Here is a 24,451-nt window from a genome sequence, read left to right as displayed (position 1 = left end):
AAGATGTAAGATTTAATGAATTTCAATAATAGTATTGTAAAATATTGTAAAGTTGAATTTTTCTTCTTTCTTAGTAAAACATACTTTTTTCTTACCACTTCATTCATGTTTTTATGGCAATAAAAGTCGCAATTAATCATTGTACTACTTACAGTTATGACAGGCTGGTATCCCTGTCTCCTCATGTATTCAGACTCAGACCTGCAGTGCATTCAAGGACTCCGATTGAAGCATATTCTCTAAAGATTACTCCGGAACAACACTTTATCAACTGGCAACAGGATCCTTTTGGTAATTACATGGCAAGGGTAGTTTTTCCAGAGAAGACCAGGGAAATGACAATAGAAGTGGAAGTAATAGCCAATCTTGTAGTAATAAATCCATTCGACTTTTTTGTGGAAGAATATGCAGAGTCTTATCCTTTCAAATATCAAGGGCAATTAGAGAGAGAGCTTTCTCTATATATGGAGAAAAAGGAAAGTGGTCCTTTGCTAAAAAGGTGGATTGGAGAGCTTGATTTAAGTAAAGAGATGGGTATTGTTGATTTTCTGGTGATGATTAATCAGAAGCTCAACAACGACATTAATTATACTATCCGCATGGAGCCAGGTGTACAGAGCTGTGAAGAAACACTAGGAAAGGCTCTTGGATCTTGCCGGGACTCTGCATGGCTTCTAGTACAGGCTTTAAGACATCTTGGACTTGCTGCGAGGTTTGTATCCGGATATCTCGTTCAGCTAACTGCAGATATAAAATCTCTTGATGGTCCCTCTGGTCCGGAAGAGGACTTTACAGACCTGCACGCGTGGACAGAAGTGTATATTCCTGGAGCAGGCTGGATAGGCCTTGACCCTACTTCCGGATTATTCGCAGGGGAAGGACATATCCCACTAGCTTGTACTCCAGACTATGTGAGCGCAGCTCCTGTAGTAGGTGCAACAGATAAATGTGAAGTTGATTTTTTCTTTGATAATAAAGTTACCCGCATCCATGAAGATCCTAGGGTAACGATGCCATATACCGAAGAACAATGGGCTGCTATCAATGCTGTGGGAAATAAGGTTGACGATGATCTGGAGAAGTGGGATGTAAGAATGACAATGGGGGGGGAGCCTACATTTGTTTCTATTGATGATATGGAATCTTCTCAATGGAATACGGCAGCAGATGGACCTCATAAACGATTGCTTGCCCATGAGCTGGTATTCAGGCTTAGAGAAAAGTTCGGTCCGAAAGGGATGTTGCATTACGGACAAGGCAAATGGTATCCCGGAGAACCCTTGCCACGCTGGCAGTATGGACTTTTCTGGAGAAAAGACGGTTATCCTATCTGGAAGAATACAGAGCTTATAGCTCACGAAAAGACCAATAAAACATACACTGTTGAAGATTCCAGGATTTTTATGGAAGAACTTGCCAGGCATCTTGCAGTCAGCAGATATAATATTTCCCCGGCATATGAAGATGCATTTTATTTCCTTTGGTCAGAAGGAAAGACACCTATTAATATAGATCCTCTAAAATACAATCTTAAAGATAGTCTTGAACGACGGACGCTTGCCACGCTTCTTGATAAAGGGCTGAATAATCCCGTTGGTTATTCGCTTCCGGTAGAATGGAATTACTGGACTGGGAAATGGAAAAGCTGCAAATGGCAGTTTACACGTGACTACCTGTTTCTCATACCAGGCAATTCTCCTATAGGTTTCAGATTGCCTCTCGAATCTCTTGCTTTTGTTTCCAAAGGTCTAAGACCACAGGAAATAGAAAGGAGTTTATTTGAAGAATTACCTCCCTTGGAAAATTACCATGAGAAAATAGCCCTGAGGTATGGGCGAATTTTTGAACATGTAGCTCCTCCTCAGAGAATAAGACATCAAGAGTTAGCAGTTAATGATGGGGATAACAAAAGTATCGGAAAAGACAGAAGAAGCCGCAATGCTGTTAAAACGGAGGATGAAGAGGGTGAGATAAAACCAATGTTTGAAACAGACATCATAAAGACTGCTATATGTACAGAGGTTAGAGAGGGATACCTTTATGTATTTCTTCCGCCTGTTAGCTATCTTGAGCATTATCTGGATTTGGTAGCTTCAGTAGAGGCAACTGCGGAAAAATTAAATGTGCAGGTAAGAATAGAAGGTTATGAACCTCCGCGTGACTATAGGGTTGAAAGACTTGTTGTATCCCCCGATCCTGGAGTTATAGAAGTTAACATTCATCCTTCTAAAAACTGGAAAGAACTTAATAATATTTTAAATACGCTTTATGAGCAAGCTTATCTTTCCCGACTGGGTACTGAAAAGTTTATGCTTGATGGAAGACACACAGGTACTGGGGGAGGAAATCATATTACTATCGGAGGAAGCACTCCTTCAGACAGTCCGCTTCTAAGAAGGCCGGATCTTTTGAGAAGCTTAATTGCTTACTGGCAGCATCACCCAGGCCTATCGTATTTATTTGCAGGAGCTTTTGTCGGACCTACAAGCCAGGCGCCAAGGATCGACGAAGGAAGAGATGAGAAACTGTATGAAATGGAAATTGCCTTTGATCAGGTGCCTGAAAGTGGTTTTGTTCCTTATTGGCTTGTTGATAGAATATTCAGACATTTGCTTACTGATATCACCGGTAATACACACAGGGCAGAATTTTGTATAGATAAATTATATTCTCCTGATTCTTCTTCAGGAAGACTCGGGATACTTGAATTCAGAGCATTTGATATGCCTCCTCACAGACAAATGAGTATGGTGCAGATGCTACTTATCAGAGCTTTGGTAGCACGTTTTTGGAATAAACCATACAAGTATGACCTTGTAAGATGGGGAACCGAACTCCATGATAAATTCCTCCTTCCGCATTTCGTATATGAGGATATAAAGGAAGTGGTGAGTGAATTGAATGAGGCTGGCTATCCTTTTCAAATGACCTGGTTTGATCCGTTTTTCGAATTCAGATTTCCAAAGTATGGGTCTGTGATGGTGAGAGGAATAGAAATGGAAATCAGGATGGGAATTGAGCCATGGCATGTGTTGGGTGAAGAAATGAGTAGCTCTGGTACAGCCCGTTTTGTAGATTCTTCTTTGGAAAGGATACAGGTAAAATTAAAAGGATTAAATAATTCAAGATATATACTATTGTGCAATGGCTGCAGAGTGCCAATGAGACCAACAGATGTAAGGGGTGAATTTGTAAGTGGCGTGCGCTATAGAGCTTGGCAACCACCATCTGCACTACATCCTTCCATTGGAACCGATACCCCTTTGGTTTTTGATATAGTCGATACCTGGAACAACAGATCAGTAGGAGGTTGTACGTACCATGTATCTCACCCGGGAGGAAGAAGCTATGATACATTCCCTATCAATACCTATGAAGCTGAATCAAGGAGAGGAAATCGTTTCTGGGAACATGGACATACACAGGAAGTAATGAGGCCTGCTCCATATTTATCTCCTATATCACATTATATCAAGCAGGATAGACCTCCGCTTGTGAAATATGATCCACCAGTGGTTGAGATAAACAAAGATTATCCAAGTACATTGGATATGAGAAAATACCGAAAAGTTAACAGAAGTTAGTAAGTAGGGGATGTAAATGGGGGAGCGAAGTCGCTCCCTTTTATTTTCAGATAAGTAGGACTTAGCTTTAAATTTTTTTAATAAATTAATGTCTAAGAAGAAAATTGTAACAATCAGAACTCTCTGTGTAATTTTTTAAAAGTTAGAAACACAATGAATTGATAGAGTTACAATGAGAATGTTAGATTATGCCCTTTTTACATCCACTTCAACACTTAGCTTATGACTTCCACTGCTGAAAATAACACCTTTTAAAGGAACAATATCTCTGTAATCCCTGCCCCAGCCGATGGTTATATGTTTCTGGGAAGGAGTCATATTGTTAGTAGGATCAAAGTCAACCCATCCGATGTTAGGAACGAAGATAGAAAACCACGCATGAGATGCATCAGTACCAACAAGCTTTTCTTTGCCTTTTGGTGGAATGGTTTCAATATATCCGCTTACATATCTGGCAGGTAAACCAAGAGAACGAATACAAGCCAAAGCAAGATGGGCAAAATCCTGACATACTCCTTTTTTATGCTTCATTACTTCTGATGGCGGAGTGGCAATAGTTGTAAATCCTGGTTGAAACTTAAAATCATTGAAAATTCTTTGCATTAAATTTACAGATGCCTCAATGAATGGCCTCCCTTTAATAAAGGATTTTAGCGTATACTCAACAATAGCCTGGTTAGATGAAGTCATAGCTGTTTCCTGAATGAATTGACGAGCTTCAAAATATTCTTGCTTGGGTTCGTATAACATACCTTTTACTATCTCCCAGGAGAGTTGATCATATAAAGAGATCTCGGGTACTTCATTATGTTTTTCAATCAGAGAGTCAACTGTTACAGTTAATTCTTCATGTGCTTTCTGTAAAGAAAAATAAACTGATTTATTACCGAAATAATCTTCATATTCATTTAAGACATCAGGCTCTGGAAAAATTTTAATTTCGCTTTTGATGCAACTCTGATTATCCGTATTGCGGGGAAATAACTTGGCAATATTCTGACATAAGCTTACTTGTTCATTGTAAGTATATTTTGTTCTATGGGAAATGCTATACATCATAAAGAAATATGCTTAAGCGAGATCTGAAGAAAATAATTGCTTTTGGCTTTGCGCATGTTTGAAAAATGTCCTGGAGATTTCAAACGGAACAGATGAAATAATAGTGTGCAATTTCGAAAGAAGTCCATCAAGATGCTTGTATTCCTTTGTTTCAGGATCAGATTCTATTAAAATTTTTTTATTCGCAATTTTAAGGATTGTGATGGCTTCAATAATAAGTTTTTCATGAAGATGTAATTCATGCACATTGGTTCTTTTGGGTAAATCCTCAAAGTGGACTTTTAATTTTTCAAGTAAATGAATCAATGAATGCGGATTGTGATTGTCGAATAGCATTAGTTCTAGTACAAGCGGCATTTGAATATGAGTCTTATAGGAGTATCTGTAATTTACAAGACTTTCATTGCTGGATAAAAATGTTTCCATCATATCGTATTGACTTGATGCTCCATGGTCCTCAATCAATAGTGATCGTAGCATAGTAATCAAAAGAAGACTCTGTTCTATTTTCCTTCCGCTGTCTAGAAGAAGCCAGCCATGTTCTCTTGAAATGCTTTCTCTGTTAAGACCAATAAATGCCACCATGGATGTGATCAAATTATCCAGGGAGCTGATCAGTTTGTGACGATTTTTAAGTGTCTGTTGATTCTGCCAGTTTTCTTCGAAACTTTTTAATATTCTCCAGGTATCTGCAGACCAGTAATCCCTCACTGCATCAGCGGATCTCAATATCATGTGTACATTGTATCTGAGGCCACCGATTCTATCTACATTCATGAAGAGATCATAAATTTCCGTCCATGGATTTTGTATAATTTCTATATTTTTCTCATCAGTAAACCCGGGGTAAGTAAATGTATAATGAGTTAAGGCACTGAGCAGAATTTTTTCTGCATGATTATCCTGATCTGTAATAAAGCCACCTTTGCTGTTGATGTATTGAATAACAGCTCTCATGTATCTGGCATTAGCTAATATTCTATCTGCATATCTTCCTACCCAGAATAAGTTTTCAGCAGTTCGACTTGGTAGTGCATCGTTATATTGATGACGCTGTGGTTGCTGCAGATCTTTTGGAGCTTCTTCCGAACGAGTCTTTTCTGACGAAATGATCCACGTATCTTTACTGAGTCCCCCTGCCTGATTGGAAATAATAAAACTTTTAGCATCAGAGGATATTCTTGTAAGGCCACCGGCCATAGCTTCATATGACCCGTTTTTACTTACAAGGAAACTTCTGAACATAACATTCCTTGGTTCAATGTTGCCGTTTATATAAGAAGGAACAGATGAAAAAAGAATTTTTTCCTGACCAATATATAAGTAGGGTTTCATTTTAATTTGATTCTTTAACTCCTTTAATGCTGGAGAAGATAAAGAAGAAGCGTCTATAGAAGAACTTGTAGCCATGTCTCTATATATTCTGCGGATAACGAGAGAGCTCAGATTGTCGAGTACATATTTTAATTCCCGTGGTTGTCCGCACCACCATGATGCAAGAGTTGGAAGAATAAGCTCTTCTCCTGTAAAATAGTTAGAGATGTTTTGCAGAAAAGGGAGCAGGCCAGGGTTTTCCAAAATACTGCAGCCAAGTGGGTTTGCAAGACTTACATTACCGGCGCGTATTACCTGTAAGAGTCCTGGAACACCCAATTGAGAATCTTCCTTCAGTTCCAAAGGATCACAATAAATATCATCGACTCTTCGGATTATAACATCAACCTTTTCAAGTCCTGCAATTGTTTTAATCCATACATAGTTATCCTTTACCATTAGGTCATCTCCTTGAACAAGAGAAATACCCAAATAAGAAGATAGGTAGGAGTGTTCGAAGTATGTTTCATTCCTCGGTCCTGGTGTTAAAAGGACTATGCGAGGTTGAGTATTGGTCGCTGGAGCAATTGAATTAAGTGTATTTCTTAATGAGTTAAAGTAGGAAGAAAGTCTTTTAACTTTTACTTCATTGAAAAATTCAGGAAATATTCTCGCCATTGCGGCTCTGTTTTCCTGGGAATATCCAGATCCGGATGGGGCTTGAGTACGGTCATTCAAAACCCATATGTTTCCGTCCGGACTCCTTGCTACATCTGCAGAATACAAAATCAACCCATGTCTATTCTTAAATGGAATTCCTGCACATTCTCTCAAATAACCTGCATGATTGTATATAAGCTCAGCTGGTAGTATACCATTTTTGATGAGTTTATTCTCACCATAAATATCCTTAAAAATAAGATCTAATAAATGAGCTCTTTGCTTTAAACCTGACTCGATTTTTTTCCATTCTTTATTATCCATTAAAAATGGTATAGGATCAAGATTCCAGGTTCTGCTTTGTCCTGTAGGGTCTCCATAAACATTATAAGTGACTCCGTTCTCCTGCAATAACTTTTGAAGATACTGATTTCTGTTAAGGAATTCTTCGTAACCCAGCGTTTTATATACTTCAGAAAACTCTTTCCAATGGGGGTACATATTCCCATCCTCATCGAGTAATTCATTATACGAAGGCTGTTTGCTTATATAATTTTTAAATATTGTTTCTTCTGTATTACCTAAAGGCATGAATGTGGTTTATAGTAATTAGGAATGATGTAATTATTCAATATACATTTTATTTAGATAAAAGAATAACTCAATGTTCTGATGGATTTAATCTTCACAGGAAAATCAAAGGATTTCAGGATAAGTTTATAAAATCTGATTGAATGGTCTGATGCATATTTGATGTTTTTAAATCGAAAAAGCAAGGCTCAAAATCATAGCCTTGCTTCTCAATATATTAATTATGAAATAAATTTAATGTTATTTTCTAATCATTATTTTCTCAGTAATGTTATGACCATTAGATCTGAAAGTAATGAAATATAGTCCTGAAGATAATCCTTCATCGGCGAGATTAACACTCACTGATTGGCTAGCATTTGAAGTTCCTTTAAAAAGTGTTTTTATAGGTATTCCTTTTTGATCCAATAATTCTATTGTGGCAATGTCCTCATCAGGGAGATTAAATTCAATTGTAAGGCTTTCTTCAACTGGTTCAGGGTAATGCTTGAAGTAAAACTGTGATAATGTATTGGTCAAAGCTTCTGTTCGTAAGGCTGCAGATCCACTTTGGGATATTTCTATTCCATCTATTTTAGCGGAACCAAGAGTTGCAGATAAACTTAGGTCTAGAGATTCATCATTTACATCAATAGCAAAATTCTGTTGTCCACCGGCCTCACCAAATGTTTTATGGATATCAAATTCATGAAGAATTTCATTTCCTTCAGATTGAACATTAATCAACCTGGTTCCATCTTTTTTCCCGGCATCTGAAAAGTATAGTTTTAATATATATTGTCCTGGAATTACAGGGAAACTCCACTGCATTGTCGTATTGTTTTGGAAACAGTAGCGGTTATTCCCAAATACGTTGTTAGGTGCATCGGAATTGTTAAGCCCTTTCCAGTAGTCACTTCCCGTGGTGAGTGTCGCCGTCGAAGCTTCAAGATATTCAGATGGTGTAAGCTGTTTGTCCAACGACCAGTTTAGTATAGAGTCTTGAATTTCAGAACCGCCACAATTAATTCTATAGAGAATAGAGGCTTCAGTAATTGGTTTGTTAACAAAAACTTTAATGTGATCAGAACTGGAGGCACCTTCATTATCAATAGCTCTGAATTCAAATGTGTATTCCCCCTCAATAAAGCCATAGGCATTGGTTGTAATGTCATTGCCGTTGGATAGTGTAATCAAGTTTGGACCTGCAATCTGTGTCCAGGAGTATTGTTCGATTATGCCATCTTCATCTGATGCTACACCTGTAAGTACAATTTTGTCAACGGGCAACTCAGTTAAAATATCTTCTCCTGCAAAGGCTAGGGGATAAATATTGGGAGTCGTATGATCTGTGCTGTAACTTAGTAGCCAGTCGTATACAGCATTTTGATATAAGCCAGTAGAATCATTTGATGGTGATAGGGGAAGGTTTTGATAAACAGTTCCCCAAAGGGAGGTGTTATGACCTGCACCTGTGATGACAGTGAGTTTGCCTGGGATAGGAGGATTACATTTGTTGTAAGCCGTGTTCCAGTAAGTTGCGCTTTTACCATCATTCTCCCCCTGAAATGACCAGACAGGGACATTTTTAGCATTGCAAACATTGCTATTGACTGTGACGGCCGCAATGGGAAGGATTGCTGCTACTTTATCAGGGTAGGCAATAGCATAATCCCAGGTTCCTCTGCCTCCGGCACTTAAGCCAGTTACATAGATTCTAGAAATGTCAATTCTATACTTAGTTTTTGCCATTTCTATAAATTCATCAATAAATGAAGGGTACCAATATGTCCTTGGACTTTGAGGAGACAAAACGATAAAATTGTTGAGTCCATCTGTCTGTCCATCTGCTATGAGTTTCGGAGGCACACCGGGAACGAGTGTTTTTGAAAGTACAGTCCCTGCTTCACCTGTACCATGTAGGAAAATTAATAATGGAAAGGAGTTGCTGGAGTTTGAATAAGAAGGAGGTAGGTATTCATAATAGTTTATGGTAAATCGAAAGAATTTTGAGGGATAGGATGCTGCTATCTGCTGGCCATGGGAGATTTGTGAAATAAAGGTGAAATAGATAAATGCAGCTGCCTTAAAACATGGCAGTGGTATGGCCAATAATTTTTTAGTTGATATTTTTTTCATGGTTTTAGTGGTATTTGACTGTTTTATGGGGGAAAATTTTAAAGTTTTGACGGTGATTTATTTTAAAGCCAAGGTCTCTAAAGCTGATAAATAAATTTTAGATCCCTTAGAAGCGTGCGGATTATTACTGAATTTGTAAAGTACAGTATTTCAGGTAAGTAAAAGAGAAGCTAAGAAAATGTTTGAGTTTAGAATGGTGTATAAAAGGTCTCATAAATAAAACAGTTTAAAATAAATAGAGATAATACATGGTTATAATTGACTAATCAGATATTTATTTCGCAGCTTCCCAAGGCAATATATTAGGATTATTTAATGATTTTTTTAAAATAAAGCATTATTCCATAACTTTTATTACATTTACCTAAATTCCCTAAATTAATATTTTATCAATAAAAAATATGAATAAATTTCTATCGCCAATATTGATATTCTTTGTAATGTGTTCATTTTCAGTAGATGCTCAGATGTGCCCACCAAAATCAGGTACAGAGTTTATTCCTGAAGGAACTTTTGAAAATGCGACCACAATAGCCAATGATTTTACTCAATGTATGTCAGGTTGCAATCCTCTTGGAGGAGATCAATTTGTTATTGGTACAAATCCCAATGATCATAATTCTGGATATTTTGCCAATATGCAAGATCATACACCAGGTGCCGGAAATAAAATGCTTATTTTTGATTTTAATGATGCTTCTACTGGAAGTGTTGTATTTAAAAAAACTAGTATTAGTGTAGAAGCGGGCAAAACATATTTTTTTTCTGCCTGGTTTGCTAATGTTGGTATCAATAATTATGTGGCATGTCCGACTTGTCCGGGCGGGCAGTATATAAGGAATTCACCAACTCTTAAATTTACTATAGATGGAAAAGATGCAGGGGTGGTGAAAACGGATAGTTTGTCTAATAATTGGACCCAGTTTTTTTCAGAATACACTGCAACTGCTAATAAGACAATTGAGATTCAAATTATAAATACCAGAGGAGGGAATCAAAGCAATGACCTTGCTTTGGATGATATATCCTTTACTGACGGATGTGATAAAATCAAGAACCTTTCTTCTTTAGGGCAAAGCAGTTCTTTGCCAGATATAATCTATAATTGCAATGTTGAATTTCCATATTCTTTAGATCCGGGCTTGCCAGCAACATATGGATATGCATGGAAAAAAGTTGCAGGGACGACATTATCTACAAGTAATACCTATGCCGAACTTCCAACTCCTGCTGATGGTACAAAGCTGTATTTATGCTATGAATATATTGCAGGTTGCCCAAGAACAGATTCAGTGATATTTAAAAATGCACCGATTAGCATGGAGTTAGGTTCTAATAAAGAAATGTGCGCCCCAATAAATTTTACGATTACTTCAGGTATTTCCACACCTCAAGCTACTATGGAATGGTATAAAGATGGAGTTTTATTGCCTACAGAAAAAGGCTCTAATTATGTAGCTACAGATGTTGGGACATATAAGGCGATAGCATCTCGAACAGGGTGCGGTTCAGCTATAGATCAGATTACCATTACTTCTCCTGTTTCTTCCTTTTCTGGAACAGGGAGTTATTGTGATTTAAATGACAAAGCTGTATTTACAACAACTGCATCTAAAGTTAAATGGTATACAGTGCCAACAGGAGGAACAGCTCTTAATCCATCCAATACCGATAATACAATAAATTTGGCTTATACAGCAACAAACAGGACTACACCCGGGTGTCCATCCGGACTTTATGTCGAGGATGTGTCTAGTTATCCGGGTGCAGCAATGCCAAGCGCTCCTTGCGCAGCTACAGTTGGCAATAATAACGCTTTTGTTGAGATAGAGGTGAATCAACAAATAGAACTTAATTCCTTCGACTTTTATCAGCCTACTAATTATGGAAGTACTGCTACATTTACATTTGATGTATTTGCTAACGATCCATTAAAAGGTCCATGGAATGGATCCGGAAATGCAGGTGGACCAGCAGCGACTTCTTTATATACTACTTCTATCGGACCCTTAACAGCTTCAGCTAATAATACATTAAGGACTATGCCAGTTAGTTTAACTTTGACTCCTGGTAAATATTGGCTTAGACTCAATTCTTCATCAGGTGTAGGTTTATTTGGGTGTTCTCCGGCGAGGCCTACAAACTCAAGCGAATGGACAACTCCGATTTCCGATAATACCGGAAATAACGTTTTGAAGTTAATTTCAGGTATTATAGACGGAAATCCCGGAACGACTAGCGGTAATCTTGGTGGGGCAGGTGCACTTTTCAATATGAAATTCCAGGTTGGATCTAATAATGCATGCAGCAGATTGTTTATATGTGCTTCTAAAAGTTGTGCCGCTCCAGTTGATTTTCTGAGCTTTGATGTGAAAAAGGTATCAAACGGCAATATGCTTCTCTGGAAAACAGCTTCAGAATCCAATAGCTCTCATTTTGTACTAGAAAGAAGTATTGATGGTATAAATTTCGAATCAATAGGGAAAGTCAAAGCAGCTGGGAATTCTGGTAGTATATTGTCTTACAATTATCTGGATAGCAAAATTTCTTCAAGCTATGAGATAGTTTATTACAGAATTCAAGAAGTTGACTTGGATGGGGCATTTATTTATTCAAAGCTAAAGTCATTAAGTGATGAGTCATCCGGATTTGTATCAGTATTTCCAATTCCGGTAAAAAGAGGGCAAATGTTAACTTTAGAGTATTTTAGTGAGGCGAATGCAGATCTTAGCATAGCTTTATTTGATAATGTGGGCTCATTTATATTAAATAAGGAATTTGAAGTTGAAAAAGGTTATAATACAATAGAAATTTCAACTAATGACTTGATGAGTGGGTTTTACATTTTAAAATCGGATTCATTTACTGCCAAGATTTTCTTAGAATAAATATATTATAAAGGAATTGATGAAAGGCCGGATAGATTCCGGCCTTTTTCATTTTACAACCTTATTAAATAATGGCTCTATATTTTATATCCAAACTGAAAATATTCCAGAAGAATAAATTGGGGTATAAACAGGAATATTTTTAGAAATATTATAAAACTCAGATTGAAAAATAATAGTCATCTTTGTTATTTTTTTGATTTTTAGTGATTTTGTCCTGTTTGTTAATGCGCTATGGGAAGAGTGTTATTTTGAAGAATATGGTAGATAAAGGATGTATTTTTGATAAATGTGGTTGAAATTAAAGGGGTACATTAGAAAAAATGCCAATTATTCACCTAAAAGAAGTATTTTTATGATGTGGATAAAAAAAATAAAAAAAATGACTTGATCTTTTGTTTTTTGGCTAAAATTCACAAAATTTATATAAGTTTTCAAAGTAACCCTCTTAAAAGAGGGTGAATTAAATAAAATCTTTACTAATTAATCAAAAATAAGCTCATTTAGCAATGGCAAAATCGAAATTAGAGTACATCTGGCTTGATGGTTACAAACCAACACAAAGTCTTCGTAGCAAAACTAAAATTGTTAATGATTTCAGCGGGAAATTGGAAGATTGTGAAATGTGGTGTTTTGACGGTTCTTCTACAGAGCAAGCTCCTGGAGGATCTTCAGACTGTTTGTTGAAGCCGGTTTTTATCTGTCAGGACCCGCAAAGAAAGAACGGTTACCTTGTAATGTGTGAAGTTTTAGCTCCAAACGGAACTCCGCATCCTACAAATGGTCGTGCTACTATCGATGATGATGATAATGATTTCTGGTTTGGTTTCGAGCAAGAGTACTTCTTGTGGAACCCTGCAACAAATAAGCCGCTAGGATTCCCTGAAAATGGATATCCAGCTCCACAAGGTCCATACTACTGCTCAGTAGGTGCTAAAAATGCGTTTGGTCGTGAAATCGTAGAAGAACATCTTGATGTTTGTCTTGAGGCTGGCTTGAATGTAGAAGGGATCAATGCTGAAGTAGCTGCAGGACAGTGGGAGTTCCAGATTTTTGCCAAAGGTGCTAAAGAAGCTGGAGATCAAATCTGGGTTGCTCGTTATTTACTTGAAAGAATCGGGGAAAAATATGGTGTTTCTATCAACTGGCACTGCAAGCCACTTGGATCACTAGACTGGAATGGTTCAGGTATGCATGCTAACTTCTCTAACTCTGCGCTTCGTACAGCAGGTAAGAAGGAAGTATATGACAGCATCTGCAGTGCATTTGCTCCTGTTGTAAAAGAGCATATCGAAGTTTACGGTGCTGATAACCACCTTCGTTTAACGGGTAAGCACGAAACTCAATCAATTGATACTTTCTCTTACGGAGTATCTGATCGTGGTGCTTCTATTCGTATTCCAATTGCTACAGTAGAGCGTGGATGGAAAGGTTGGTTAGAAGATCGTCGTCCAAATTCTGCTGCTGATCCTTACAAAGTAGCGTCAAGAATTATTAAGACGGTAAAAACTGTTTCTAGTAACTAACAATTCTTTTATATAAGAATTTTTTAAGGGAAAGGTGCGTTCTGCCATCTTTCCCTTATTTTTTTCTAAAATTCATAGGGTAAATCGAGCAGGGGTCTATTTTTAGACTAATTTTTCTGGTTATTTTGCAATATGGATGTAAAAGAATTTATTACCTGGTCTGACTTTGAGAAAATTGAAATTCGTACCGGTACAATTTTAAGTGCAGAAGATTTTCCTGAAGCTAAAAATCCTTCATACAAATTAAAAATTGATTTTGGAGTATTCGGTGTAAAGAAGTCTTCAGCACAAATCACAAGACTCTACACCAAAGAGGAGTTGGTAGGAAAGCAAATAGTGGCTGTTGTAAATTTTCCTCCGAAGCAAATAGCAAATATTATGAGCGAATGTCTTGTGCTAGGGACAGTTAATGATAATAAAGAAATTGTCTTGCTTCGTCCTGATACGAAAACTGAAAATGGACTGAGGATAGCTTAGGTCTTTGCGATCTTTAAAGGAGAGAAATGATTCCATTTGCAATTTTGGTTGGAACAGCCTATTTTTAGAGCCGAATTTTAAATTCAACAACGGCTGACTTAAATTTAACTGCAATAAAATTGATAAAGAGCATTGTTAGCTTTTATGGGTTTTTCTCTTGTAACCTCCACGATTATTTTCATCCCTTACGTTTTATTCTATTTCCTGGACTGAATTATGAAAGTAATTTTTGTAGTGATCAAGGAACTATAGAATGGTATTGCTACGTAGAAGTGGTCTGAATTAATTTGTATTGTTCTTTTTTGAGTGATTTGTCATTAAAATGAATTACCTGAAAAAAATAATTGTATAGAGAAGAATATCAGTTTATAGCCAATTGCTTAAAGAGATAAGAATCAGGGAGTATTCCTTGTAATCATAATTTTAAAAATGAAAAGAGTAGTAATTACGGGTACTGGAGCTTTAACTCCAATTGGAAACACGGCAGAAGAATTTTGGAAGTCTCTTATAGAAGGAAAAAGTGGAGCAGCCCCAATAACAAAGTTTGATGCACAACATTTTAAAACAAAATTTGCATGCGAACTTAAAAACTTTGATCCTCTAAAGTTTATTGAAAAAAGTGAAGCCAGAAAATATGATATGTTTACCCAATATGCTCTGATTGCAGTTGGAGAAGCTGTTAAAAACGCTAATATATCATTTGGTGAACTTAACCCTCATCGGATTGGTGTAATCTGGGGTTCTGCAGATGGTGGAGTTATTACTTTTGAAGAACAATACAGCGAGTATATTGTAAATAACAGAATGCCAAAGTTTAATCCGTTTTTTATTCCAAAAAGACTGGTGAACATTGCTTCTGGAATCATATCCATAAAATATGGATTAAAAGGGATAAACTTTACCACAACTTCTGCCTGTGCTGCTTCTAATACTGCATTGATCGATGCCTTCAATTATATTCGTTGGGGGAAAGCTGATATGATCATTACTGGTGGATCTGAAGCCCCTGTAAATCAAAGTTCTATTGGTGGTTTTAATGCTCTTAAAGCGCTTTCAACCAACAATGATAATTACTCTTGTGCTTCAAGACCATTTGATGTAAGCAGAGATGGATTTGTGATGGGAGAAGGGGCCGGAGCTATTATTCTCGAAGAATATGAATCAGCTAAAAGAAGAAACGCTCCGATCATAGCTGAAATAGTAGGAGGTGGAATGGCAGCGGATGCTTATCACCTGACAGGAACTCATCCGGATGGTGATGGTGCTTATAATGGAATTATGCTTTCTCTGGAAGATGCAGGCGTAAAGGCTTCTGAAGTTGGATATGTAAATGCCCATGCTACTTCAACTCCAATGGGAGATATGAGCGAGCTGAAAGCAATTGAAAGGGTGTTTGGAGTTAACTCGGGATTGAATATCAGCGCAACTAAATCTATGACTGGTCATTTGCTTGGAGCAGCGGGTGCTATTGAAGCAATAGTATGTATTAATGCAGTGAGAAATGACCTGGTGCCTCCAACCATCAATACGGAAAATGTTGATGGTGATTTTGGAAATAAGTTTGATCTTACCCTAGGTAAAGCTGTGAGTAAAAAAGTGAATTATGCAATAAGTAACACCTTTGGTTTCGGGGGACATATTGCAACTGCTTTGTTTAAAAAATACGAAAATTAAATTTTCTCAAATTCATAAAAAAAGAGGGTCACTGATTAGTCGACCCTCTTTTTATTGGCTATTTAGTTTTTAAGTATTGTTCTGGTGTAACTTCCATTAAGAGTTGTAATGTGAAGAATATACAAACCTTGGCTAAGATTTTCTCCTACCTCTATAGCTTCAGAATTCAATGGACCTGAAGAATAAACTTCTTTTCCTTGAAGGTCGCATATTTTTACAGATAAAATGTTGTCTCCATTGTCTACTGAAATATTTGTTGTAGATATAAATGGATGTGGAGCTGAATTAACTGCTGTTCTTTTATTGTCAGGACAGTTTCCTAAAAGGATCAATTTGGAGTATTCTTTATAGAATGGTGCAATCACATAGCTCACTCCTGCATATAATGAAACCGAAGTGTTATTATACTGGCTAAAATTGACATTTACTTTTTTATAATCGGAACCATCACGTATTATTTTCGCATCACTGATTGTCCACCAAGAGATATTGGTAGTTGGCTGGTCATTTTTGAAAGTATAGATATATGTAAGTCCTGCTTCTATGCATGAAGGACCATTAATGCCAACCGGTAACTCAGGAGATACAACGTTAATTGTAATTACTTCTGAAGATACGGATGCACCTTTGTTATCTGTTACTATAGCCTTGAAATTGTATGTTCCGGCAGCAATTTTAGATATTGTGTAAGTATATGGAGCAGTTGTTGAAGCGAATAGGTTTTCCCTTTCTTTGTAGAAGTTTACAACGCTTACTTGTCCGTCAGAATCAGTAGCCTCTGCTGTTATAGTAAGATCTGATCCTTCTGTAATAACTGTTCCTGATTTCGGAGAAGTGATAACAATGGAGGGGGGAATGTTGGGAATCTCTCTGATTATTAATGAGGAAATGGAATCGTTAAGTTTGTTGTCATACAAACAATTATCATTTACTCTTAGTGTTATTGAGCTTCCTGTAAAATTATTATTTTGATAAAGTGTAATTTCATAACCTGCAGTAATCTTAGCCCCTGAGATGTCCTTATCCTTGATACCCAATGATAAAAGTCTTTCTGTCGTATATCTGCCTGTATCCAGACCGATTGCATAACCAGTTAACTGGTAGCTGCAATGTTGGTAGATAGTAGCAATAGGGTTTTTGATAGAAATGGAAACCTCAGATGAGATAGTGTACGTTCCTTTGTTGTCGGTTGCTTTAGCGGTTAGCTTGATTATACCAGCAGTCGCAGTTTTCCATGTAAGAGAGAAGGGAGCAATTGTATCTTCTCCAATCTTGGTTTTTCCAGTATAAAATTCAACCTTTACCACTTTGCCGTCAGTGTCAATTGCATCAGCAATTAATTCAATTGATGGGGCTAGGAATATGCTTCCATTAGCTGGAATGAGCAGAGATACAGAAGGAGCCTTATTTATAGTTGGAGTGAAATTTATGATACCTGAAATAAAATATTCTCCGATTGAACCATATTCTGAATAGTCTATTGTTGTTAAACTAATTTTCCCTGATCCTTTAATATGGAGGTAATATGTTCCTGCATTGAGATTAACAGTTAGCTTAGAAGAAAGGCTATCTAAAGGAGATGAGAATGCAACAATCTTTCCTTCTCCATCAGTAATACTGGCATTTATATCGAGATTGGGATTAGATGAAGAAGGATTGATCAGCAAATTGGTTGAACCGCCAGAAGTTGTAAAGTAATATATATCTTCGTCTTCAGCACTAGTGATAACTCCGGAATTTTGATCTGCATTTACTTCTCCTGCATCTGTATAAACGAGTTGTTTGAATGAACCTGTAATAGTCCCAGCTTCATCTATTCTGAATCCCAGGTTTGCCACGCCTGAGGATATAATGGCAATATCGTCTTGCTGGTTACTCGCATCAGCATATTCACCTTTGCTCCATTGTACAATTTTGGAGTAATACCCTATCCCCATTATAGGAGCCCATTCTTCTGTACCTGAAAAGTATTCTTCTTGTGCTGATATCCTTCCATCATGACTGAGACCGAGAGTATGTCCAATTTCATGAGAAGCGGCTTCTCCGGCTCCTTTAATTCCATCATTAAATACCCAGCAAGGAGTATCAGTACCCCAAGTGAAAGAGCCAATATATGCAATGCCACCAGCACCTGGTGACGCGGTTGTGGTTGGCGTGAAAATGCAACGCATTCTTTTATCTAAAGGTGCAGCCTGATAGACACTTTCACTGGTAGTTATATTAATGTTAAATGGTCTGTAATCTTCACTTACAAGTTTCCAGACTTCTATAATTTCACTTTCAGAAAGAGCACAAGGAAGTGCGTCAATGGGATTACCTCCATTCCAGTATGTTCCCGAAATATATTGACCGTCAAAGTCAAGTAATATAACTCCTTGAGCGCCGGGTGAGCTTTGTAGGTTTAGTGCTGGGGCTGAAATGGCAGTTGAGGTATTGGTGTTAATCAGAGAATTGACTGGCTCGCCATAGTTTATGCAAATTACTTTATCTATTGCTACTTCTTTTACATAAACATCACCAAGCTGATCAGAATAATATTCATAAGCTTTTTCAATTTCCGGAATAATGGCCTTTCCATCTAGCTTTTCATTTTCGATGTTGAAATAAATATTGGATTTCGGATAGTCTTTAAGTGTTCCAATAGCCTTATTTTTTTGTCCCTCTGATGATATGAAATTGAAAAATCCTGAATAAGACGAATCAGTAGTTAGAAATATTTTTTCAGATTTTCCAGACCTTTTCTGCTTGCTTATTGAGCTTACAAAAGAGCTGACAGTGCCTATTTTCTTATGATTTTGTGAAAAAGAAACAAAAGGTATGATTAATAATAAAAAAAATATAAACGTGGTATTAAAGAAGGGGAGCCTTCTCTCAAGTAGCGGATTTTTCATGTTTGTTGTGTTTGTTGTTCTTTAAGTTTTTGTTCGTGTTTTGATTAAGGATTATTTCTTGTTTTTTCTTGAAAAGGATATGTATTGCAAATTGATGTATTATTTAATTTGGAAATTTATAATAAATGGGTCGATTGTATATTCTATTTGATAATGAAGTTTAATGTTTGTTGCTTGTAATTCGACGAATATTTATTTTATATAGATGTAAAATAATTTTGTAGTTTTTATTGCTTTTAGTATTGTGTAATAATTTTTCATGAAAGTTATTTTTTTGAAGCATAGTTAGATTTATTAATACTCTTGTGTTGGATATTGGGGAAGGCTTGTTTAGAAGGCACTATAAATTAGCAGGATTAATGAGGGGATTTAAATCAATTAGCAGCTAAAATGGATTATTCTAATATTTGTTTTAATTCATTTTAAAGCACTCTTGGTTTTAATCGGATTTTAATTAGCTGAATTTTATAAGTGATTGAAAGGTCTTGAGGATATTAATTATTAAAAATATTAAAAGTGTATTTATTTAAGGTTTAGCCGATTTTTTCTATATTTGGTAAGCAATTCTTTTCATGAGATCATTCAATTGATGGTACTTTTCAATGCTTTTCTGGGAGTAGTATTTATTTATGTATCAATTTCGGTTTTCTATGCTTTTATTTTTGCTTTGGCAGGAAGGTTAGGTAAAACGAAAAGTACCCCATATTCAACAAGTTTTAAAAAATTTGCTGTGTTTATACCATCTTATAAAGAAGATGAAGTGATTTTGAATACTGCAAAGGAGGCATTAAAGCAGATATACCCAGCTGAATATTTTGATGTTATAGTTATTGCAGATTCTTTAAAGCCAGCAAGTATAGAATTGCTCAAAACCATGCCACTGAAGTTGGTCGAAGTTAGTTTTGATCAAAGCACTAAAGCAAAATCCATTAATGAAGCATTTAGAGTCCTGCCTGAAATATATGATTACGTTTTGATTCTCGATGCTGATAATATAATGGCTCCAGATTTTATCGATAAGTTAAATTCACGGCTTGTTTATACTGGAGTAAAAGCCATACAAGGGCACAGAGTAGCGAAGAACCTTAATACTAAATTTGCTATACTAGATGCTATCAGTGAAGAAATCAATAATCATGTTTACCGAAAAGGGCATAGGGTATTGGGCTTGTCTTCTGGACTAATAGGGTCAGGAATGGCATTTGATTATAGGTATTACAAATCTTTAATGAAGACCAATAATGCAATTGGCGGTTTTGATAAAGAGTCTGAATTAAAAATACTAAGAGACGGATTGGAAATTGAATATGTAGAAGATGCATATGTTTATGATGAAAAAGTAGAGAATTCAGAGGTTTTCAAAAATCAAAGGAGGAGATGGATTTCTGCTCAGCTTCACTATTTTAGGAAATATTTTTTATCAGGTTTTTACCACCTGGCGAGTAGAGGTAATTATGATTTTTTTGACAAAGCATTTCAGCAATTTTTATTGCCAAGAATGTTATTGTTGGGTTTTGTATCCTTAATGGCCTTCATTTCAGTTTGTTTAAAAGGTGTATTTGCATTTGATTTATTTCCCGGAGTTTATTTTTGGGTAGCCATTGCGTTGGTTAAATGCAGTAGCGTATTTTTGTCTATTCCTAATAAGTATTATAACAAACAAACTCTCAATGCCGCGCTAGAATTACCAAAGGTTTTGATTTTGATGTTTCTGACTTTATTTAAACTGAAAGGCGCTAATAAAAAATTTATTCATACTCCTCATTCTGGTAATGTTATCATTAATACTGAAGAAGAAATAGAGTCAGGGGTAAAATAAATCTACACAGATTTCTTTCTTAAAAGGCTGGGATACTAGTATAAGCTCTGTGATTTACATCATATTGGTCTTATATTCTCTAATCATCTAAATTTTTATTAAGTACTTGATTAATGTAATCAAAGATATTGCTTAAAAGCTAAGTTTGGTTTGTTTAGACAAGTGTTGTGCAATATCATTTACTGTCTCCTTCTCATTGAAAAGATTTTTATAAGTAATGTGTCTATAGAAATAATAGCGTGTAGATTTAAAGTTGATCTCTAAATAAAAAAAGGACTTCCAAGTGTAATTGAAAGCCCTTTTTGATTCTTAATAAGTATTGATTGTTCTTTGGTTAAGCTCTTTTGGCTTTTTCCCATACTGCAGATTGTTTTCCTTTCAGGTATCTAAACAGGCCTAGATACACAGCATAGTTCATGATAAAGAAATAGTAAGGAACAAATAATGCCTTTATCCTGATTTGTTTATTTTCTAAATACCAGCCTAGAAGAGCCAATGCATAAAAGAACAATTGCCCGGCAAGTATAACTTCATACAAGGGAGAATTATTGATCAAAAGAAAATTAAGAGGAATAAGTATCAGTAAAAATAAAGGGGCAAGCGTCCATCTTAAAACCCTATGAGAAATATATTGAAATGTAAGAGTAAAATGTTTAAATGGATTTAATATGTAACTAAGGCGCACCATAGACTGCCAGGCACCTGCGCTAATTCTTATTTTACGTTTAAGTTCTTCCGTAACACTTTCAGAAGCAGTTTCCATAGCATAAGCTTTAGGCTCATATATTACCCGATATCCCTGAGAAGCAATTCTCATTGATACCATAAAATCATCCAGGATGGTGTCTTCTTCCAGATCAGAAAATAGTTCTTTTCTGAATGAGAATAATTCTCCTGCTGCACCAACGATTGTTAGTAACTCGGAGTCCATGCGTTTTAAAAAGGACTCATATTTCCAATAGATTCCTTCACCTGCTCCAGAAGCAGAATCCTTTTCTTTCTTTAAAATTCTTTTTTCACCAGATACTGCTCCAACAGCGGGGTCAGCATAATGCTTAACGATTTCCCTGATAGCATTGGCTGGTAATATGGTATTGGCATCAGAAAAGATGACAACAGGAGTATTCACAAATTTCATGGATCGATTTTCTGCAGCAGATTTACCACCTCTTTTGGCTTCATGAAGCACAGTTACTCCTTTATATCTCGACGCAATTTCCGGAGTGCCATCATTAGAACCATCTGTAATAAAAATCACGTTTAGTTTTTCTGTAGGATAATCAAAAGAAAGGCAGTTTCTGATTTTGTCTTCAATAATACCAGCTTCATTATATGATGGGACTATAAAGGAAACTTCAGGTTCGAAATCAGGATCTGAAGTAGAGGTAACAGGATTGAAAATTCGTTTGATTTTTACCAGTGCAAATAATAAAATGCCATACCCTACATAAGAATAAAAAATTGTGAAAATTCCTAGCCAGAATAGTACTTCAAAAATATTCATGTTAAATTAATTAAAGTTCGAAATTTAGGCTTAATTTAAGTAAATATTAGTAAAGAACATCATAAGTTTAATGAATATAATTTGTTAAATTTGTAATAAGCGATAAATAATAAAATTGTATTTAGCATGGATTTTAAACTTTTTTTAAAGGTTTTATTGAAAAGGAAATGGCTGATTTTAGGTATTACCATTTTGAGTTCAATGGCAACATTTTTACTTGTATCAAGAGCTCCCAAAATTTATGTTTCATCTGCTCAGTTGGCCACCGGGTTTACAGAAAGGAATGATGAAAAAAATGAAAATGCAGTTACTATTACTAATAAATTTAACAACCTTACTGAAATAATCAGTTCTCCACATTGTATGAGTCTTGTATCATACAGACTTGTATTGAATGATCTCCGTTCGGAACAACCATTCGGAAAGGTTTATAAAGTAAAGGATGAATTTAATACTGAAGAATTAACTGAAATTGTAAAGGTTTACAAAGCTAAGTACGATTCTCTTGATATCATTTATGGTAATGATGACCGCGAGCTGAATGCAATTAAGGTATTAAAGACCCTTGGTTACGAGTATCCATCACTTACGGATAATTTTACAGTTACCCGAGTTCCTAACAGTGATTACATTGAAGTAAAATTTTCTTCTACCAATCCTAAGTTATCAGCTTATGCAGTAAACGTGTTATGCGAAGAAGTGGCGAGATATTATGGGTACATCAAGAATCAGAAAAGTGAATCATCACTGAATTACTATTCTAAAATTTTAGTAGAAAAAAAGGAAGAGTTGGATAACAAAATTGATTCTTTGAATAAATTCAAAGAGATGCATGCTGTTACCAACTATGGTCTGGAAACTCAAGCGAAACTTGATCAGGCGGCACGATTGGAGCTTAGCAGGGAAGAGGAATACAAAAAGATACAAGCATTAAAGAGAGCCCTTGCATTAATTAAAAAGGAATTGAATAGGGGTGGTATCGATGAATCTGAAGTGTCAAATGGTAGCTCCAACTCAAAAATTTATGATTTGAAAGGTAAAATTTCTGATCTCAATAATAGGTATGTAGTTTCCGGAATGACCAACAAAGTACTTAGAGACTCTCTTAATGCTCTAAGGAATCAGTTGGAAAACCAGATTTCAAGATCTCTTAATGAGAATACTGGTGGGAGTATCAGCAATGCGGGGATAGATCTGATGGAGAAAAAGATCAATACAGAAATTGAGCTGGAAATTGCTACTGAAAATCTCAGTTCAATTGAAAGTTCGATTATTAGCTTGAAAGGAAATCTTTCAAATTTTGCAAATAAAGAAACAGCAATATCAAGATTGGAATTGGCAGTGTCTGTTGCGAAAGAAGAATACTTGAAAATCCTGGATAAATTTAATGCTGCTAAAAGTACTTCTGCCAATGCTGGTAATATTCGTCAGTCAGAGCTGGGGCTTCCGGCCAACGCTCCTCAACCTACAAATAAATCATTGCTGACGATACTAGCAGGAGTTATTAGCTTTACATTCTGTATCGTTTTTGTATTTGTACTTGAATATTTAGATGTGAGCGTAAGGACTCCTTCAAATTTTGTAAACCTTACAAACTTTGTTCTTTTGGGGAGCCTTCAGAAAATTAACACTAAAAAGGGCAATCTTTTAACAGCTATTGATGCGAGCAACTCCAATAATGCATTCAGAAATCAATTGAGAAAAGTGCGCTTCCAGATGGAGCAATCGAATTCAAAAGTATTCCTCTTTACCAGTACACAAAAAGGGCAGGGGAAATCATTTTCCATACTTGCACTGGCAAATACTTTAAGTCTTAATAACAACAAAATTCTGATTATAGACAGCAATCTGAAAGGGAATAATATTACAAAAGCACTTTCTGCTAAAGTTAAAATTGAGAATTATTTAAATCTGGATGATACCAATAGCAATAAAGATCTGGCTCAATGTGGATTTAATCTTATTACAAAAACGGATATAAACGGAGTCGATCTGATTGCATCAAAAAATACATTAGCGTCTCCTTCAGAATTTTTTGCTGGCAGAAACTTTGTTGAATTTCTGAATAGGGCAAAAGAGAAGTATGACTTTATAATGCTTGAAGCATCAGATCTAAATGAATATCCGGATGCATATGAGTTTGCAATTTATGCTGATAAAGTAATCGGTATCATTTCAGCAGATTCCGAAATAAAAAATGTAGATAAAAGATCATTCGAATACTTAACAGGTTTGAATGGAAAGTTTGCAGGCTTTGTGCTTAACAAGGTTGAAGCAGACCATATTATTTTATAATTAATAAAGGTTTATATAAATTAATAATATAGATTTTTGTGCACAGGGCCA

12 protein-coding genes are annotated in these 24,451 nt (G+C 35.9%); 7 read left to right on the top strand and 5 right to left on the bottom strand.

The window, feature by feature from the left end:
• Positions 1 to 113 precede the first annotated feature (113 nt).
• Positions 114 to 3,584, top strand: a complete 3,471-nt coding sequence (locus tag J7604_RS11435) for a DUF2126 domain-containing protein (protein WP_293895795.1) — start codon at positions 114 to 116, stop codon at positions 3,582 to 3,584.
• Between the two features lie 186 nt (positions 3,585 to 3,770).
• Here the strand turns inward: J7604_RS11435 and J7604_RS11430 are convergent, their stop codons facing one another.
• The 3 genes from J7604_RS11430 to J7604_RS11420 all read right to left on the bottom strand — a co-directional run bounded on the left by J7604_RS11430 (position 3,771) and on the right by J7604_RS11420 (position 9,326).
• On the bottom strand, positions 3,771 to 4,643 hold the full coding sequence (locus tag J7604_RS11430; protein WP_293895793.1) for a transglutaminase family protein: 873 nt from the start codon (positions 4,641 to 4,643) through the stop codon (positions 3,771 to 3,773).
• Positions 4,644 to 4,655: 12 nt separating this feature from the next.
• Positions 4,656 to 7,208 (bottom strand): circularly permuted type 2 ATP-grasp protein, encoded by a 2,553-nt coding sequence (locus J7604_RS11425; protein WP_293895790.1) that lies wholly within the window; start codon positions 7,206 to 7,208, stop codon positions 4,656 to 4,658.
• Positions 7,209 to 7,448: 240 nt separating this feature from the next.
• Entirely contained in the window at positions 7,449 to 9,326 is a 1,878-nt protein-coding gene (locus J7604_RS11420) for a malectin domain-containing carbohydrate-binding protein (protein WP_293895787.1), read from the bottom strand.
• A 401-nt stretch (positions 9,327 to 9,727) separates the two neighbouring features.
• Here J7604_RS11420 and J7604_RS11415 point away from each other — a divergent pair, with 401 nt between their 5' ends.
• The 4 genes from J7604_RS11415 to fabF all read left to right on the top strand — a co-directional run bounded on the left by J7604_RS11415 (position 9,728) and on the right by fabF (position 15,891).
• Positions 9,728 to 12,214, top strand: a complete 2,487-nt coding sequence (locus J7604_RS11415) for a hypothetical protein (protein ID WP_293895784.1) — start codon at positions 9,728 to 9,730, stop codon at positions 12,212 to 12,214.
• Positions 12,215 to 12,723: 509 nt separating this feature from the next.
• Entirely contained in the window at positions 12,724 to 13,740 is a 1,017-nt protein-coding gene (locus J7604_RS11410) for a glutamine synthetase beta-grasp domain-containing protein (RefSeq protein ID WP_293895781.1), read from the top strand.
• A gap of 132 nt (positions 13,741 to 13,872) precedes the next feature.
• Positions 13,873 to 14,217 carry a tRNA-binding protein gene (locus J7604_RS11405; protein ID WP_293895778.1) on the top strand — a complete coding sequence of 115 codons (345 nt, stop codon included), beginning with the start codon at positions 13,873 to 13,875 and terminating at the stop codon, positions 14,215 to 14,217.
• 429 nt (positions 14,218 to 14,646) lie between these two features.
• A complete protein-coding gene (gene fabF / locus J7604_RS11400; protein ID WP_293895775.1) occupies positions 14,647 to 15,891 on the top strand; it encodes a beta-ketoacyl-ACP synthase II in 1,245 nt (414 codons plus the stop codon).
• A 62-nt stretch (positions 15,892 to 15,953) separates the two neighbouring features.
• On the opposite strand, the gene J7604_RS11395 is transcribed toward fabF, so the two are convergent.
• Positions 15,954 to 18,782 (bottom strand): Ig-like domain-containing protein, encoded by a 2,829-nt coding sequence (locus J7604_RS11395; protein ID WP_293895772.1) that lies wholly within the window; start codon positions 18,780 to 18,782, stop codon positions 15,954 to 15,956.
• 553 nt (positions 18,783 to 19,335) lie between these two features.
• On the opposite strand from J7604_RS11395, the gene J7604_RS11390 reads away from it, so the two are divergent.
• Positions 19,336 to 20,601, top strand: a complete 1,266-nt coding sequence (locus tag J7604_RS11390; RefSeq protein ID WP_293895769.1) for a glycosyltransferase family 2 protein — start codon at positions 19,336 to 19,338, stop codon at positions 20,599 to 20,601.
• 334 nt (positions 20,602 to 20,935) lie between these two features.
• Here the strand turns inward: J7604_RS11390 and J7604_RS11385 are convergent, their stop codons facing one another.
• Complete coding sequence (locus J7604_RS11385; protein WP_293895766.1) at positions 20,936 to 22,105, bottom strand: glycosyltransferase family 2 protein; 1,170 nt, start codon at positions 22,103 to 22,105, stop codon at positions 20,936 to 20,938.
• Positions 22,106 to 22,231: 126 nt separating this feature from the next.
• On the opposite strand from J7604_RS11385, the gene J7604_RS11380 reads away from it, so the two are divergent.
• Positions 22,232 to 24,400 (top strand): AAA family ATPase, encoded by a 2,169-nt coding sequence (locus tag J7604_RS11380; protein ID WP_293895763.1) that lies wholly within the window; start codon positions 22,232 to 22,234, stop codon positions 24,398 to 24,400.
• The last annotated feature ends 51 nt before the right edge of the window (positions 24,401 to 24,451 follow it).

Origin of the sequence: Sporocytophaga sp. (genome assembly GCF_017745095.1) — a bacterium.
Lineage (GTDB): Bacteria > Bacteroidota > Bacteroidia > Cytophagales > Cytophagaceae > Sporocytophaga.
This window is presented reverse-complemented; position numbering and strand designations above follow the sequence as displayed.

Bases quoted from the DNA above. Each gene is read 5' to 3' on its own strand.
- J7604_RS11435 (WP_293895795.1), top strand. From the start codon at position 114: ATGGCAATAAAAGTCGCAATTAATCATTGTACTACTTACAGTTATGAC.
- J7604_RS11430 (WP_293895793.1), bottom strand. From the start codon at position 4,643: ATGATGTATAGCATTTCCCATAGAACAAAATATACTTACAATGAACAA.
- J7604_RS11395 (WP_293895772.1), bottom strand. From the start codon at position 18,782: ATGAAAAATCCGCTACTTGAGAGAAGGCTCCCCTTCTTTAATACCACG.
- fabF (WP_293895775.1), top strand. From the start codon at position 14,647: ATGAAAAGAGTAGTAATTACGGGTACTGGAGCTTTAACTCCAATTGGA.
- J7604_RS11420 (WP_293895787.1), bottom strand. From the start codon at position 9,326: ATGAAAAAAATATCAACTAAAAAATTATTGGCCATACCACTGCCATGT.
- J7604_RS11415 (WP_293895784.1), top strand. From the start codon at position 9,728: ATGAATAAATTTCTATCGCCAATATTGATATTCTTTGTAATGTGTTCA.
- J7604_RS11425 (WP_293895790.1), bottom strand. From the start codon at position 7,208: ATGCCTTTAGGTAATACAGAAGAAACAATATTTAAAAATTATATAAGC.
- J7604_RS11380 (WP_293895763.1), top strand. From the start codon at position 22,232: ATGGATTTTAAACTTTTTTTAAAGGTTTTATTGAAAAGGAAATGGCTG.
- J7604_RS11385 (WP_293895766.1), bottom strand. From the start codon at position 22,105: ATGAATATTTTTGAAGTACTATTCTGGCTAGGAATTTTCACAATTTTT.
- J7604_RS11410 (WP_293895781.1), top strand. From the start codon at position 12,724: ATGGCAAAATCGAAATTAGAGTACATCTGGCTTGATGGTTACAAACCA.
- J7604_RS11405 (WP_293895778.1), top strand. From the start codon at position 13,873: ATGGATGTAAAAGAATTTATTACCTGGTCTGACTTTGAGAAAATTGAA.